Annotated in this window: 11 protein-coding genes and 1 riboswitch; of the genes, 5 read left to right on the top strand and 6 right to left on the bottom strand. The window is 51.3% G+C overall.

Annotated elements, in window-relative coordinates; genetic code table 11:
• Position 1 precedes the first annotated feature (1 nt).
• Positions 2-760, bottom strand: coding sequence for a YdcF family protein (locus tag Q3O60_RS04130; RefSeq protein WP_305892634.1), 759 nt, complete (start codon positions 758-760; stop codon positions 2-4).
• Here Q3O60_RS04130 and Q3O60_RS04125 point away from each other — a divergent pair.
• Positions 759-1,538 carry a methyltransferase domain-containing protein gene (locus Q3O60_RS04125; protein WP_305892633.1) on the top strand — a complete coding sequence of 260 codons (780 nt, stop codon included), beginning with the start codon at positions 759-761 and terminating at the stop codon, positions 1,536-1,538. The genes Q3O60_RS04130 and Q3O60_RS04125 overlap by 2 nt on opposite strands.
• An 18-nt stretch (positions 1,539-1,556) precedes the next feature.
• Here the strand turns inward: Q3O60_RS04125 and tamB are convergent, their stop codons facing one another.
• Both tamB and tamA read right to left on the bottom strand, forming a co-directional pair.
• Positions 1,557-5,279 (bottom strand): autotransporter assembly complex protein TamB, encoded by a 3,723-nt coding sequence (tamB, locus tag Q3O60_RS04120; protein WP_305892632.1) that lies wholly within the window; start codon positions 5,277-5,279, stop codon positions 1,557-1,559.
• Entirely contained in the window at positions 5,276-7,009 is a 1,734-nt protein-coding gene (gene tamA / locus Q3O60_RS04115; protein WP_305892655.1) for an autotransporter assembly complex protein TamA, read from the bottom strand. The genes tamB and tamA overlap by 4 nt, the downstream gene beginning before the upstream one ends.
• 237 nt (positions 7,010-7,246) lie before the next feature.
• Positions 7,247-7,417, top strand: a riboswitch (Lysine riboswitch).
• A 102-nt stretch (positions 7,418-7,519) separates the two neighbouring features.
• On the opposite strand from tamA, the gene lysC reads away from it, so the two are divergent.
• On the top strand, positions 7,520-8,866 hold the full coding sequence (gene lysC / locus Q3O60_RS04110) for a lysine-sensitive aspartokinase 3 (RefSeq protein WP_305892631.1): 1,347 nt from the start codon (positions 7,520-7,522) through the stop codon (positions 8,864-8,866).
• A 228-nt stretch (positions 8,867-9,094) separates the two neighbouring features.
• Here lysC and Q3O60_RS04105 read toward each other — a convergent pair whose 3' ends face one another.
• From Q3O60_RS04105 to Q3O60_RS04095, 3 genes are all read right to left on the bottom strand, one after another.
• Complete coding sequence (locus Q3O60_RS04105; protein WP_305892630.1) at positions 9,095-9,571, bottom strand: DUF6644 family protein; 477 nt, start codon at positions 9,569-9,571, stop codon at positions 9,095-9,097.
• Positions 9,572-9,592: 21 nt separating this feature from the next.
• A complete protein-coding gene (locus Q3O60_RS04100; protein ID WP_305892629.1) occupies positions 9,593-9,973 on the bottom strand; it encodes a DUF6152 family protein in 381 nt (126 codons plus the stop codon).
• A 160-nt stretch (positions 9,974-10,133) separates the two neighbouring features.
• Entirely contained in the window at positions 10,134-10,427 is a 294-nt protein-coding gene (locus Q3O60_RS04095; RefSeq protein ID WP_305892628.1) for a hypothetical protein, read from the bottom strand.
• Positions 10,428-10,648: 221 nt separating this feature from the next.
• On the opposite strand from Q3O60_RS04095, the gene Q3O60_RS04090 reads away from it, so the two are divergent.
• The 3 genes from Q3O60_RS04090 to Q3O60_RS04080 are packed head-to-tail and all read left to right on the top strand — an operon-like array spanning position 10,649 to position 15,287.
• Positions 10,649-10,993, top strand: coding sequence for a hypothetical protein (locus Q3O60_RS04090; RefSeq protein ID WP_305892627.1), 345 nt, complete (start codon positions 10,649-10,651; stop codon positions 10,991-10,993).
• Between the two features lie 55 nt (positions 10,994-11,048).
• The gene (locus Q3O60_RS04085) at positions 11,049-12,161 is read left to right on the top strand and encodes an efflux RND transporter periplasmic adaptor subunit (protein ID WP_305892626.1); all 1,113 of its coding nucleotides are present in this window, start codon (positions 11,049-11,051) and stop codon (positions 12,159-12,161) included.
• 9 nt (positions 12,162-12,170) lie between these two features.
• Positions 12,171-15,287 carry an efflux RND transporter permease subunit gene (locus Q3O60_RS04080; RefSeq protein ID WP_305892625.1) on the top strand — a complete coding sequence of 1,039 codons (3,117 nt, stop codon included), beginning with the start codon at positions 12,171-12,173 and terminating at the stop codon, positions 15,285-15,287.
• Positions 15,288-15,314: the final 27 nt, after the last annotated feature.

The raw sequence follows: 15,314 nt of genomic DNA, 5'->3' as shown, positions 1-15,314 counted from the left end.
CTCAGGGATCTTCAGGATCCCACCATAATGCCAGTCGTTGTTGCCATAATCCCAGGTACTCATAATGAGTCAGTGAAAGCGTTTGGATGCTTCGGGCACTAGGCACAAAACCACCTGATTGGAATTGGTCCAGAGGTCGGCGTAATCTAAAGTGGGTGGGGGCAGGTGTGATTTGAGCACCATAATAAGTAAACCAGTTCATTGATCTTGGCATGTGTAAGGCAGAGGTCACCAATGCCGAGCGTTGATTAACAATGAGCGGTGCAACTGTCGCTGCTTCTTGTTGGGTATTGGTTGGAGTCGATACTTGCAGAATTCGGTCCGGATTAACTCCTAAAGCGATAGCTAAGTCGCTGGCCACCTCAGTATGGTTACCGGGTATACCTGGCAGATGGCCACTTAGGATCAGCCGTGCTTCAGGGTGTTGATGCCACAGCCGCACGCCTTCAATTAGTCTGGCCATCGAACATTCCGCCAATTGGCTGCTAAGCGGAAGAAAGTCATAAGCGCTATGCATGCAGCCTAGTACCACGATATTATCCAACTTTGGAGCTTGATGCAGCGCTGGATGGGTTAATTCGAGCGTCGCGGCCAATCGCTCAGTTATCGCAGAGCTGCTGGCCAGCCATAGCAGTGTCGTGGACAAACCAAGCAGCCAGAATCCGATCTTTCGTTGGCGATAGCACAATACAACCGATAACGTCAGTAGTATCAATAGCAAGGGCAATGGCATTAGCAGTGATTTTAGCAACGAGGGCATGTACACATCCATGGATTACAAAATAGATCGCAATTTTGACAGCATTGCAGGTAAATTCCAACGCAATATCTATCAAACGACCAAAGGCCGGTTACGGCAAGAAGTGTTACTGCGTGATCTGGCCGCTTTAGCTGACTTACAGCGCTCGACAGCGATCTTGGATGTTGGGGCAGGGCAAGGGCAGTTGGCATTGGCATTAGCCGCACAAGGGCACCGGGTTACTCTGGCTGATATTTCAGCCGAGATGCTGATGCTAGCACGTCAATCTGCACAAGATGCAGGCTTGACAACACAGTTACAGTTTAAACACTGCAGTTTGCAGCAATTGGTGGATACAGAGCGCAAGGCACCGGTAGTGCTATGCCATGCTATGTTGGAGTGGCTTGCTGATCCACAGCAAGCGATTGAGCAGCTATACCAATTAACAGAGCCTGGTGGTGTGCTATCGCTGATGTTTTTTAATCAGGATGCCAGACGTTTTGGTAATATATTGTATGGTAACTTTGACTATGTGAGCCAGGGGCTCACCGGCAGTAAAACCGTACAGCTCAGTCCGCAAAACCCGTTGCGACCTGATGATGTGTTGCTCTGGTGCCAACAAGCTGGTTTTACGCTCGAAGTAAAAACGGGCGTGCGCTGTTTTCATGATTATGTGCGAGAGCCAGCCATGCAGCAAAGTCACTACCAGCAATTATTGGCACTCGAACTGCAATACAATCAAACAGAGCCCTATGCGTCGCTGGGGAAATACATGCATTTTGTATTACGCGTCGACTAGATGGGCTGCTCAAAAGCCTTAATCGAATTCAAAGCGGTACAACAAGTCGATAGACTGCTCAATACCCGTGACACTCTCCAGATAGAGATTGCGCATCAACCGGTAGCGAAGCGTAAACTCACCAAATTGCTCAAATAAGCCAACACCATACTTAACTTGCAAATCACGCGTTAAGTAGCCACTGACGGTCACCTGTGACTGATCGCCGCTCCCAGCAGTATCCAGCATCAAGTCCTGCACGCCAAAAGCTTCACCAATATTGCCGACTAATTTAGAGCTGGAGGCCAGTCCCAATCCAATCAAGCTGGTGGTGACCGGGTTGGCGCTACTACCGGACTCACCATCTAAATTGCGGCCAAGCAACAAGTAAGAAGTGGCATTGGCCTGTGCCATGCCTGGTTCGGAAAATATTTGTATGTTGGGTTCATCCGCCGGGCCTGATACTCGAATACCCGCAATCACATCGTCTTCGATATTGTCGGGGTTACGGATTGCTTCTAAATTTAAAAATGGTTGATCAGCTGGGCCGTTAAACAGCAACTGGCCGCGCCGTATCAGAAGATCCTGTCCATACGAGCGGAAGGTACCATCCACTAGGTTTAGCTCACCATATAAGCGGGGTTGATTGTTGTTTTGCCGAACTTGCAGGCTGCCGGCCACATGAGTTCGCAGGCCAAAAGCGGTAAAGCGGACTTGATCGCCGAAACGGACCCGAATGTTGGTCTCAAAATTAAAAGGTACCGTATCTGTGGCTTCAACCAAAGGTTGAAATTCTGCATCTACCATGACTTCATCAGACGATAGACTGACAGCTGACTCGGGTAAGCTATCGATGGTAAGGCGAGCAAAGGGAATGTCTACGGTACCAGTGAGCAGTGTTTTCTCTGGCGAGGATTGAAGCGTTAGGTCGGGTTGCACCTGCAAACGTCCCATCGGCAGCTGTACAGAGAGCGGATCGCCTTTAACAGTCAGTAGCGCTTGCCATGCACTAAGTTCAGCCCAATTGGCATCCCCCGCTAAGTTCAATTGACCTTGTGGAGTGGTGATTTGGCCACTAAGCAGGGCGCTGTCTTGATTAAAACCAATCTGTAACTCACCTTGCTCAATGTCTACCGGTGCTAGTTGGCCGCGGACAGTAATGTCACGAATTGATAGTTCCCCAGATACATTGGGTTGCAGCAAGCTACCTTGCACCTGAATTTGACTGTTTAGGATGGCGCGCAGTTCGCTGTAATCGTCCAGCATGGGTTCTAAGAACTCAAAACTAAATTGTTTAATCGAAAGCGATGCATTCAGATCCTGATCAAGCTTGGTAATATCATCGAGTTGAAGCTGCCCGGCGACTTCGCCTTTTTCGCTGACAAAAAGCTGCCATTCAGCATTTAGCTGTTGCTGATTCAATTCAGCGCGTATATTTAAATCCGACCAGGGTAAGCGTATTAGTTGGTCGAACTGTTGGCCAGCGATGCCTTTCGCACTATGAATGTGTAGCGAGGCTGATGGCCCTTCTGTGGGTTGCCATGCCAATCGTGCATCCGCAGCGATATGGCCACGAAGCTCTGTGAAGTCTGGCAACCATGGAGCCAACCACGTTAAATCAAATTGCTCCAAACTGATTGCCACCGCCAACTGTTCAGGACTGATGTCGGCTGTTTCAGTAAGGCACAGCGAACTATCGTCTCGTTGCCAGCAATGTGCTCCAATCACAACCGATGATTCCGTAGGCGTCAGTTGCAGATCCATCGCTTGAGCTAATCGCCAGACGCCAAGCTCTGAGGTGATTTCACCGCGAAGCCATTGGCCTTGCCAAAGCCCAGTCTCTCGTTCAAAACGTCCTTGCAGGGCAGAAGTCAGGCTAACAGGGCTGCCGTCTATGCTCAGCTCCAACCGGTGATCACCTTCATTGCCTTGCAATGTCAACATGGCGCTATCTAATTGATGGTCCAGATAGCGCATCTCGGTGAGTGTGATGGTTACATCGGTTTGCATGGGCTCCATACTATTGAATTGCCCAGAAAAATCAGCTGACTCCAGCTGAAGCAGTTCCTGCCATTGCAGCTGAGAGGCATTGAATGAAAACGAGATGTCTGGTGTTAGCCGAGGCCCTGCCAGCTCGACTAAACCTTGCGCCTGGCCTTGTGCATCGGGTACAGAATCAGACAAGTCATCAATATCAATGCGCATCTGCATGGCCCAATCTTGTTGCAAGGTGCCAGTAAGCTCTAATTGGTTTTGGCCATGATGAACACGTAGTGGCTTAGCCGTCAGTTCTATATCGCCTGTACCGGTCTGATCCTGCATTTGCAATTGTCCGCTCAGGTTCAGAGGTATTTGGCGAAGTGTGCCTGAGAGTTGTAAAGCCGAAATATCAAGTTGCCAGCCTTGTTCAGGCGTCAGTTCACCAGCAATATCAACTTGTCCCATCAGGAGACCGGGGTAATCGGACCACTGCATGCCTGGGTCTATATGCTCTAATTGCCAAGAACTGCTCCAACTGATCTGGTCGGAAAAATTAAGCTGCCCTTGACTGGTTATGGTGCCTCCCAGCGTGGTCAGTGCCAACTGATGCAATTGGAGGTACTCAGTGCTGGCAGTCGCTTGTAGCTGAAGGTTGGTGTCTGGCAGCTCAGTGCCCTGAACTTTACTGGATACATCAAGCTCCAGACTTTGCAGAGTACCTGTTGCTTTGACACGGTTCGAGCTGGCACTAAACTCAGACGGACCTGATAATGGCCACTGCACATAGGGGCTGGAAAGCGTGAGTTCCAGTGGAAGATGATCTTGCATCAGGTTGGCCTGCAGCTGAGCCTGCGCTTGCAGCATGCCATCTATGGAGGCATCTACTTGAAGCTGAGCAAGATCGCCACTCAACGCCATAACCAGCTGCACGGGTTCATCGGGCACCTTGGCATGAGTCAGCCGAATAGCTGCATCCAATGGGTACTTCCCCTGAGGCTGTACTGTGAATTCAGCATTCAGTTCCACCGTATCGTGCAACAGCACTACATCGGTTAATCGCAGTTGGCGTCGCTCGATTAATACGCCCGCATGCAGTTGATCAAGCATGGTTTGCTCGTTGAGTTGAAATCCAAACAACTCAAAGTGAGCCATATCCAGCTGAAGAGGAAATAATATGTCTGGTAATTGCAATGCCTGCCATTCAAACGAGGGGGCAGGCTCATCGCTTGCTGATTCTGCCTCCGTATACACGGCAAGTTGTTGTAAGGTCGTCGTTGATAGGACAAGACGATTGCCCCAGAAATCGAAGCCGCTACTGAGTTGTTGCCACTCAACGCGATTGCTACCCAGTTTCAGCTGTACTTGATTCAATTGCAGCTGGCGAACCGACACTGGAAAGGGGTTCCAAATTGGTGGTAAGGTTACTTGTTCTGCTGTGTTGTCAGCTGGTGTATCATCGCCAGAGATGATGACCGTTAACCCATCAACCTGCAAAGTATTAATGCATAAGCTAAGGCCAAATAAACAGGGTAGGTGGTTATCAAATTCTGCACTATCAATATCAAGTTGAAGCTGCTCAGTATGGTAGCTAAGGTCGTGAACACGAAAACCGCCTAATAAATTACCTTCGGCCTTGCCAATGGATAGCTCTGGTACCAGATAATCCACCAGCCACAGGTTAAAGCGCAAGCCCGTTTGGCTGAAGGCCAGCACCACAGTGATAAATACAAACAACAATAGGCTATACCAAAAGCCTTTGTTCAATCGGAGTAACCACTTCATAACTCAGGCCCCAACGAAAAATGCAATTGGAAGCTGGTGCCTTTTTCTACTTCACCATCCAGGCCCCATGCAAAATCAATACGCACAGGCCCTATGGGGGAAGCCCAGCGAACTCCGACACCAACCCCTCGCTTCCAGTCTGGATCTCTGCTCCAACTGCTGCCGTAATCGACAAAGCTGGCCAGCCACCAATTGCCCATCACCCGGTATTGATACTCGGCGGTACTGGTCAGCATATAACGGCCCCCTAATAAACGATCTTCATCATCACGAGGTGCAACCGTTTCATAACCATAACCACGTATACTGTTATCGCCTCCGGCAAAGAAACGTAAGGATGGCGGCAGCTCTGTTGCTTCTTCAAGCAAAATGGCACCGGCATCCAGCCGCCCGACAAATCGATGATTGCTACCCCAGCTGGTAATGTAATTCGCTCTGCCACGTAAGCGGATAAAACGGTTATCCGACCCCCAAGCCCGATCAGATGTTTCGACCGAAGCAAATAACCGGTCACCACGGCTTGGCATCATACCACCTTGGCTACGACTGCGACTAAAGCTAATACCGAGCATGATGAGGTTACTACGGTCTTCTTGCTCAGCTTGGGTAAACTCTGAATACATCCAACGTATAGATGCAGTGCGATACCACTCATTTTTTAGCAACCAGTGGCGTTCAGCTGCAAAGGTGTAATCCTGGCCATCCCCATCCTGATTATCGAAGTTTTTCACGCCAAATTGGAATTGATAAAAATCGCGTGATACCTCCCGCAGAGGTAAGCGATAGGAGCTTTCAAGGCTTTGTTCAATCTCTGATAAGGCCAGGCGGTTAGTCAGGCTGTGGCCACGATCATTCAACCAGGGCTTGGTCCAGTTGACTTTAAGTCTGGGCCCTTGAACATCGGCGAAGCCAATACCGGTTTCGACACTGTTGCGTGCTCTCGGTTCCAGTTGAACATGAAGTGGGACGGTATTTTCAGTGGATGCAATCAAATCAGCATCTGCCTCAATCAGAATAGAACCAAACCAGTTGGTGTTGGCAATATCTTGATTAAACTGTCCTAGTTGACTAGCGAGGTATGGGTCGCCGGCTTTAAAGGGCACCAATGAAGCGAGCCGCTGCTCTTCAATTTGAGAGCCAGTAAAGCGTACATCACCAAATCGATAGCGAACTTGGCTGGAAAAATGAATGGTCAAATGGGCCTCTTGACGCCCTTCAGAAACGGCCAAAGTACTACGGGTAAAGTCAGCATCAAAATAGCCTTTACGTAAGGCCAGGTTACCTAAGCTATTTTTGAGCTGCTCATATCGACCATGATGTACAACATCGCCAACCTTGGGCGCTAACCGCTGCACCAGCAAGATAAAGTCGGGATCCTGTTTAGCTTCACCAGTGATATCAACGGTCACTTGGCTGTATCGCGTCGGCGGCCCTTGCTCTACCTGCATCAGTAAAACGGAACCTCTGCTCTGTTGTTGCAACTCAAACCGAATGGTGGGGTGGTAATAGCCTAAAGCACGTAGGGCAGCTCTGGTTTCTTGCTCCAGCCGGGCTTGAGAGCGTAGCGATGAAGAGACGCCACCATTGATAAAGTTAGCCAGATACATGTCAACATTATCTTTAGCTGAGCCACTCAACCCCTGAATTTGCAGTCGGGTCTGGTTTGCTTCAGCAGGCTGCACCAAGCAACAAACAAGCAGAAATAGCAGCAGGTATCGCAGAAAAAACATCACAGTGAAAGGTATTCCAGCCATCATTGAAGGTGTTGTACACCTGATTATCCTGGTCATGGTGTACCCAAGTAAGCCCATTATGACGCAAGCCCTGGGGCAGTGTATAGTGTTCAGCTTGAATCTAGCATGAACACAGCCGTAAATCACAACCAATAAGAAGTGTAATTAGATGGCCAGATAGCTATTGATTTTCTGGAATGAACTGGTTAGAGTAGCGCCGTCCATCGAATACGATAGACCAGAAGAGGCGCGTTGTTCAGGTAAGCTGTGTCAGATGTCTATACATCGTAGCGCAGCAGAGGGGAGCATCGCCGAGGAGCCAACGGTATAGAACGTGATGGCTTCGGTTGCCAGGGCTGAATCCCTGGGACTGTCACCTGAACCTGGTGGAGAGCTTCTGGCCTTTGTTAACTACTTTCACTACTCGCCCGCTTAGTCGCAGCCTGTATTGTGTGTTGTTCACAAATGCCATGCTCTGCTTATTGTTGCTGCATAAGGAGAGATCCCTTGTCTGAATTAATTGTTGCTAAATTTGGCGGAACCAGCGTTGCTGATTTTCATGCCATGTCCCGTTGTGCCGATATTGTACTAGCCGATGATCGTATCCGTGTGGTAGTGGTTAGCGCCAGTGCCGGCGTGACCAACCAGTTGGTTGCTATTACCCAACACACCGAACTCACGGCTCGTTTTACTGCCTTTACTGAGATTGAACGCATTACTATGGCAGTACTAAACGCTCTGCAATACCCACAGGCTGTGGCGGCAGATATTGATGCATTACTGTCTGAACTTCGAGTGTTAATCGAGCATGGTGGCACAGTTTTTAGTGTGCAGCATAAGGATGAGATTTTATCATTCGGTGAGCGCTTAAGCTCGGTGCTATTTACTCAGGTCTTGGCTGAACGCGATGCTGCGGTTGCTTGCTTTGATAGCCGTAAAGTGGTGCGCACCGATAGTCACTTTGGCAAAGCCGAGCCGCAAATTAATGCCATGCGTCAGTTGTGTAGCGAACTGTTACTGCCTGTACTGGCCAGTCAGCGTGTGGTCATGCAGGGCTTTATCGGCGCGGATGAACACCATCAAACTACTACCTTAGGTCGCGGTGGCTCCGATTACAGCGCTGCTTTGTTGGCTGAAGCGCTGGATGCCGATACTGTGCAGATCTGGACTGATGTGGTCGGTATTTTCACCACGGATCCGCGCCTGACAGAGCAAGCCCGCTGTATTGGCGAAATCAGCTTTGATGAAGCAGCCGAAATGGCTACCTTTGGTGCCAAAGTATTGCATCCAGCGACCTTACTACCTGCAGTTCGCCGTAATATTCGGGTCTTTGTTGGCTCTAGCCGTGAACCCAATTCGGGCGGGACCTGGATCGCACGTGAGGTTGAAGATCGCCCAGCATACCGCGCCATTGCACTACGGAAGTCACAAACCTTGATCACCGTGAAAAGCCCCGCGATGTTGCATGCTGCTGGCTTTTTAAGCAGAGTGTTTGATATCTTGAGTCGCCATCATATCTCGGTCGACTTAGTCACCACTTCTGAAATCAGTGTGGCGCTGACGCTGGATGAGGCACCCGGCAGTGCTTTTGAGCACTTAACCGTTGCTGCTATTGAAGAACTTCGGCAGTTTTGCGAAGTGCAAGTGGAGCATGGTTTAAGTTTGGTGGCCGTGATAGGTAATCATTTGCACAGTAGCCGCGGCGTGACTGGTGAGTTATTTCAGGCACTGGAAGGGGTGAACATGCGGATGATATGCCATGGTGCATCCAAGCATAACCTGTGTTTCTTAGTGCAAGATGACGATGCCACTCCAGTAGTGAAGCAGCTGCACCAGAGCTTGTTTGCCGCCTGATGCCTTAAACTGGATCTTAAAAGATTGCTTTTGGTTTCTTATCCTGTTGCGCAACAGCGCTAATTACTAATTGCAATTCAGTACCGCTTGGTAAGGCCTGACTTTTCTAGCCGGTAAAACCGTTAGGGGCGAAGTATCCGATCTGAACTATCAGTTTTACCTGGTGTTGCAGCAGAAGCAGTGCTGGCAACGAAACAGGGCCAGTTAGCTATGTTTTGGCACAGAAGTCTAAACAAATGCGATCCAGCGCCCGGCAAGCAAGATGACAAGCCAGAGTACCAGCGATAGCAGGGCGGTGACTTTAAGAAAAAGAGTTGGGGCCTGGCCGTTAAGCAGTGCTTGCCAATGCGGTAGCCAATGCACCAGCAGGACATTAAGTAAAGCCAGCAGTAATAAAGTGAGTTTTAGCAGAAAAGCACTGTTGGCAAGGTAGTGAGCCGGCTGCACACTAAACAGCAGGCTACCGGTTACCATTGCAAGTAAAAGGCCACAGGCTGCAAAGCGATTGAGTAGTGGTGCCAGCACGTTCAGAGCGCCACTTTTCGTGATACCCAGCAAACGCAAATCCAGTATTAGCACCGAGCCTAGTAACAGCGCTATGCCCAAAATATGCGCAGTGCTTAGCAGCGGGTAGCCGATGCCGGATTGGCGCAGCCAACTGGCTAGTGCTGTATCTCCCAGACTGACCAGCAGTTCAGTGATCATGCTCACTGAACTTTAAAGCGGTTATTGGTCTTCACGCAGCAGGCTTGGATAGAAGGTGTATACTCTGTCATCTATGGTAGCGCGCACTGCCTTGATAATGTGTTCATCCTTGTTGGTTGAGCGATGGCCCCGGATCAGCACCTGGTCACCCACTGCGGCTTCCCCTTCAACAAAGCCGGCGTCCCGGGTTTGGCGTGGGTTACCAAGGTCCACCTGCCAGGGGCCTTGTTCTGTCTCGATCATCAGGCGTGGGTGTGGTGGCCCGATGAAGACTTCAGTAATGGTACCAGTCATCTCTGTTTGTTCGTTTTCGGCCCAGTTCCAGCCATGGTGTGCAGTTGCACTAAAAGCCCAGAGCAAGGCAGTCAAAACACCAGATAATAAGAGAGCAAAAAATCGCATCACGGTATCCTCTTTAGTCAGTAGTTACCAGTATAGGAAACGAACAATGGACTGCCAAGTTACTAGCTGACAGTGAGCCAATCAACATGATTAAACTTCGTTCAGTTGCAGAAAAAGTTCATGTTAAAATCCCACAGCAGTTTGCTACGGGATGCTGGTTCTATTTTTTGTTCAGAGCTTCTTTTACTTTGTGCTCATGCTCCATCAATAGCAGGGTCAGATAAATTTTGGTGGGAAGGGATAAAATTAGCCCGATAGCGCAGAGGGCTGCGACCAGTATCATGCCTGGTACGCCCATGGTTTGGGGCAGTTTCAGGCCTATCCATAGATAATGGCCGATGATGATCAATGCCAGACCCAGTAGCATGACCAGTTTTAGCCACCATAGCCTGGGAGCGGCCACAGTGGTCTGTGTTGTCGCTTCGGCAGGGGGTACGATAGGTGGGTTCGTCATCGTGATCACTTGCTAAGGCCGATAATCTGACTATAGATCAACCAGCGCAGCAACACTTGATCTGCCACAAATACCTGCTTGATTCCATGCTCTGCTGAGCGTAATGAATACAAGCGATTATTCTATTATGTAGTCACTGACGTGATTGAAGCTCGCATCTTGTGGTTACTTGCGTATATACTGGCAACCCGATCATTTTTGTAACCTTGTGGTAGCTTGCTTTGGCCAGGATGTTTCTTGTTGCTTTTTTGCTTTGTTGTGTGCTGCTTCAGGCGTTATCTGGCGCACTGGGTGCACACCCATGGCATCTATCTGAGCTGGATGAAGCTGCAAATAGTACACACCTGCATCTGGTGCTATCTACAGAGACTGTTACAACGGATAGTCCGGTATCGGAACTTGCTGAGTTGTGTCTGGATTGTCATTGCCACAGCGGCCAAGCCACCTTGCCGGTTGGCAGTGCAATGTCGGTTCTGAGCCGCCAGTACAAGCGGTATCACCGTCTGCTTTGGTATTTCCCGCTGCTGGTAGCGTTGCAGTTCCGCCCCCCCATTTCATTCTCCTGACAGATTGTTTCAGGGCAGCTAGCCTGCCGCTTGTTTATTTTTTCAGGAGTTATCTATGCGTTTATTCTCATTTGGCGCGGCCTTGTTGGCTGCGCAGTTGCTATTGGCAACATCTTCAGTTGTCGCTCATTCCAAGGTGTCGGTAGAACAAGACCATCAGCAGCAACCGCATGAGCTGCGGTTAAGCCCACAGCAACAACAATTGGCCGGGATCCTGGTGGAGCCAGTCGCACTCAGCGGATTTTGGCCACAGCAACTGGCAACGGCAACCCTGATAGCCGATCCGGAGCGTAGCCAGCGTATCACAGCACCCATGGAACTGCAGTTGCTTAAGCGGCATGTGCGGCCAGGGCAATGGGTGGATGCAGGGCAACCTTTACTCACTTTAGGCGGCATTCAACTGGCCAACGCGCAGGCCGAGTTTCTGGATGCCATCAGCCAATGGCAGCGTCTGGCAGAGTTAACCACAGAAAGCATCAGTGCCAGCGAGCAATTAAGCGCCCGCGTCCGGGCCAGTCAAGCCAGAGCCCGGTTGGAAGCACTGCAGATGACCCCAGCACAAATTGCACTGTTGCAGCAGCAACCTGAGCAGTTGGGGCGCTTTGAGCTGAAAGCGCCTCAGTCCGGTATGGTGACCCATTTACAAGCAGTGCCGGGGGAGCAAATCTCGCCCGGTAGCATCTTGCTTGGTTTATTGGATGAATCCAGTGTGTGGCTACAAGCCGAGTTAACCAGTGACCAATCCGAACAATTGATACAGCAAACCAGGCTGCGGGTGCGCCATGGTCAACAATGGGCAGAGGCAGAGCTTATCGGCCGTAATCATCAGTTAGATGAGCATAGTCGGACTGAGCACTGGTTTGCCCGGCTGGATAACAGGATGCTGCACTGGCATCCCGGTACCTTTGTCGAAGTTGTCCTCAGTGCTGAGGCGGTATCCGGCGTGCTGGTACCCGATACGGCGCTGAGCCGCTCTGCGGATGGCCATTGGCAGCTTTTTGTGCAGGAAGGTGAGGCATTCGTGCCTTATGAGGTTGAGTTGGTGCGCAGTGAGCATGGCTGGCATCTGGTGCAGGGGATAACGCCGGGCCAGCTGCTAGTGCAACAAGGCGCCTTTTTTCTGGCCTCTGAACTGTTGAAGGCGGGTTTCGACCCGCATCAGCATTAGGAGGCTGTGATGTGGATATCCTGGCTTTGTGGTGCTTTGCAGCGGCCAGCACTGGTGCTGGTATGCTTTGGCTTGCTGCTGTTGCTCAGTCTGTGGCGCCTGCCACAGCTTAATGTCGATGCTTTTCCGGACGTAACACCAGTCCAGGTGGTTATCAATACCCAGGCCGATGGCCTGGCGGCCGAAGAGGTCGAGCAGTTTATCAGTTACCCGATTGAAACTGCCATGTTTGGTTTGCCAGGGGTAGTGGATATTCGTTCATTATCACGGACTGGCTTATCGGTGGTGACCGTGGTTTTTACTGAGGGAAGCGATGCTCAATTGGCACGCCAGCTGGTGTTTCAACAATTGGAGCAGGCGACAGAGCAGATCCCATCTGGTTTCGGCCGGCCGGAAATTGGCCCGGATACCTCTGGCCTTGGCGAGGTGTTTCAGTATGTACTGACTGCTAGTGCAGACAGCGGCGTTGATGCGGCAGAACTTCGTAGCCTGAATGATTATCTGGTGAAATTGCTGCTGATGCCGGTGGATGGTGTGACGGAGGTGTTGTCTTTTGGTGGTGAGGTTAGGCAGTATCAGGTACAGGTAGATCCATACCGCCTGCAAAGCCATCAACTGACACTGGAGGATGTAGTTGCAGCCTTGCGTGCTGCCAACCAGAATGCCGGTGGTTGGTATCAGCCGCAGGGTATGGAGCAATGGGTGGTCCGTGGTTATGGTCTGTTACCCGCAGGTGAGAATGGGTTGCAGACACTGCGTGAGCTGGCCATTGCCTGGCAAGGCGATACGCCAATCCGGTTGCAGCAGCTAGCCAGGGTGCAGTTTGGTGCTGAGCCAAGAGCCGGGGCGGTCAGCATGACGCGACGCACAGCGGATGGTGAGGTAGACCGGCTGGGTGAAGTGATCGCGGGCATCGTGGTTAAGCATCGTACTGCCAATAGCAAAACCACCATCGAAGCCTTACAGAATAAACTGCCTTTGGTACAACAGGCGCTGCCCGCAGGTATCACCCTGGAGGTGTTTTACGATCAAGCCGATCTGGTCAACCGGGCTGTTAGTACCGTCAGTCAGGCACTGCTATTGGCCTTGCTGCTGATTGTGTTGTTGCAATGGCTGTTGCTGCGTCATCTGTACGCCATGCTGCTGGTGGTGCTGACGGTACCTGTTGCTTTATTGCTGGCACTGTTGGTGATGGAGCAACTGGGCATGACCGCCAACCTGATGTCGCTGGGGGGATTGGCACTGGCTATTGGTATTTTGGTCGATGGTGCTGTGGTGATAGTGGATGCACTGTTACGTCGTTTGGCGCAAGGTTGCGTGCAACAGCAATCAATCAGTATACGGGATGAGATGCAGCAGGTGCTTCACCAGATGGCAAAGCCAGTGCTGCTGGCAAGTCTGGTGGTGATGCTGGCATTTGCACCGCTGTTTGTACTGCCTGGTGTGGGTGGTCAGTTGTTTCAGCCAATGGCGGTCAGTATTTTACTGGCGCTTGCCGCTGCTTTGCTCTGTGCTCTCTTGCTGGTACCGGCTCTGGCGGTGTTGCTGCTGCAGCCATCCAAGCCCTACCGGCCTGTGCGATTGATCCGCTTGCTGGAGCTTGGTTATCACCGCCTGCTACGACGATTACTGCCCTTGGCTTACTGGTTGCTTGGCATGGTGTTGGTATTAGGTCTGGCTGGTGTTTTGCTACTCAGCAGGCTGGGTACTGAATTCGTGCCGGAGTTGGAAGAAGGTACTCTGAATCTACGGGTGACCCTGGCACCGACAGCTAGCCTGGAAACCGCGCTGTATGTGGCCCCCCAGCTGGAAGCCATGTTACTGGAGTTTCCCGAAGTACGTTATGCCCTGAGTAAAATCGGCGCAGCAGAGCTAGGCGGCGATCCGGAGCCGGTTAGCAACATCGAGATTATTATCGGCTTAACGCCGGTAAATCGTTGGCAAAGTGCCGATAACCGTCAGCAATTGCAGCAACAAATGCATGAGAAGTTATCGGCTTTTCCTGGATTGCTGCTGAATTTTTCACAGCCCATAGCCACCCGGGTCGATGAGTTGCTGGCCGGGGTGCAAGGCCAGCTGGTCGTGCGTCTTGCCGGGCCTGAGTTGGCGGTGTTGGCAGAGCATGGCGAACAGATAGCTGACTTGTTGCAACAGATCCCCGGGGCCGTGGATGTGGCTACCGAGGTAACGCAACAAGAATTGCAGTTATTGATTGAGCCAAAACGCGAGCAATTAGCACGCTATGGCGTGACGGTGGCGGATATCATGCAGTTGATCACTCAGGGGGTAGCCGGTGTTTCAGCTGGTACTATTGTCGATGGTAATGCCCGTTATGCCGTTGCGGTGCGTCTGGCAGAGCCTTATCGGCAGCATGCCGATGCGTTGGCCGCATTGCCGGTACGCCGGGCTAATGGCCAGAGCATCCGCCTGGGGGAGCTGGTGCAGATCCAGCTGTTGCCCGCGCCCTCAGTGATCCGTCGCGATGCAGGCCAACGCCGCTTGATGGTGCAAGCCAATGTACGTGGACGTGATATCGGCTCTGTGGTGCAGCAGTTAGAGCAAGGGCTTAGCCGGTTACAGTTGCCAGCCGGTTACTCCGTGCAAATCGGTGGTCAGTATCAGCTGCAGCAGCAGGCGATGCAACGTTTGCAATGGCTGATCCCGCTGTCGCTATTGGCCATGGCTTTGCTGCTCTATGCCAGCGTACGCTCGGTACGCCAGTTGCTGTTACTGCTCAGTGCTATCCCAATGGCACTGTTTGGTGGTGTGCTAACGCTCTGGCTGGGGCATTGGTATCTATCGGTGCCAGCTATGATAGGCTTGATGATGGTGTTTGGTCTGGCAATACTCAATGGTGTGGTACTGCTTGATGCCATGAATCAGCGGCAGCAAACAGGTATGTCCCGCAAACGGGCTATATTAAGCGGAGCCAGCCAGCGGTTACGCCCGGTACTGATGACAGCCAGCACCACAGCGTTGGGGCTGTTGCCCCTGCTGTTGGCAACGGGGGTAGGCAGTGAAATACAGCGTCCCTTAGCCGTGGTGGTACTGGGCGGTCTTTGCACTGCGACCTTGTTAACACTGCTGGTTTTGCCGGTGCTCAACTACCGGTTTGAGCGGCGCTAAACGCAGCGTATTAGCCATGCAGTAGCA

It is taken from the genome of Alkalimonas collagenimarina (genome assembly GCF_030717845.1).
Lineage (GTDB): Bacteria > Pseudomonadota > Gammaproteobacteria > Enterobacterales > Alteromonadaceae > Alkalimonas > Alkalimonas collagenimarina.
The sequence above is the reverse complement of the archived record's forward strand: the minus strand, read 5'-3'. Positions and strand labels throughout refer to the sequence as shown.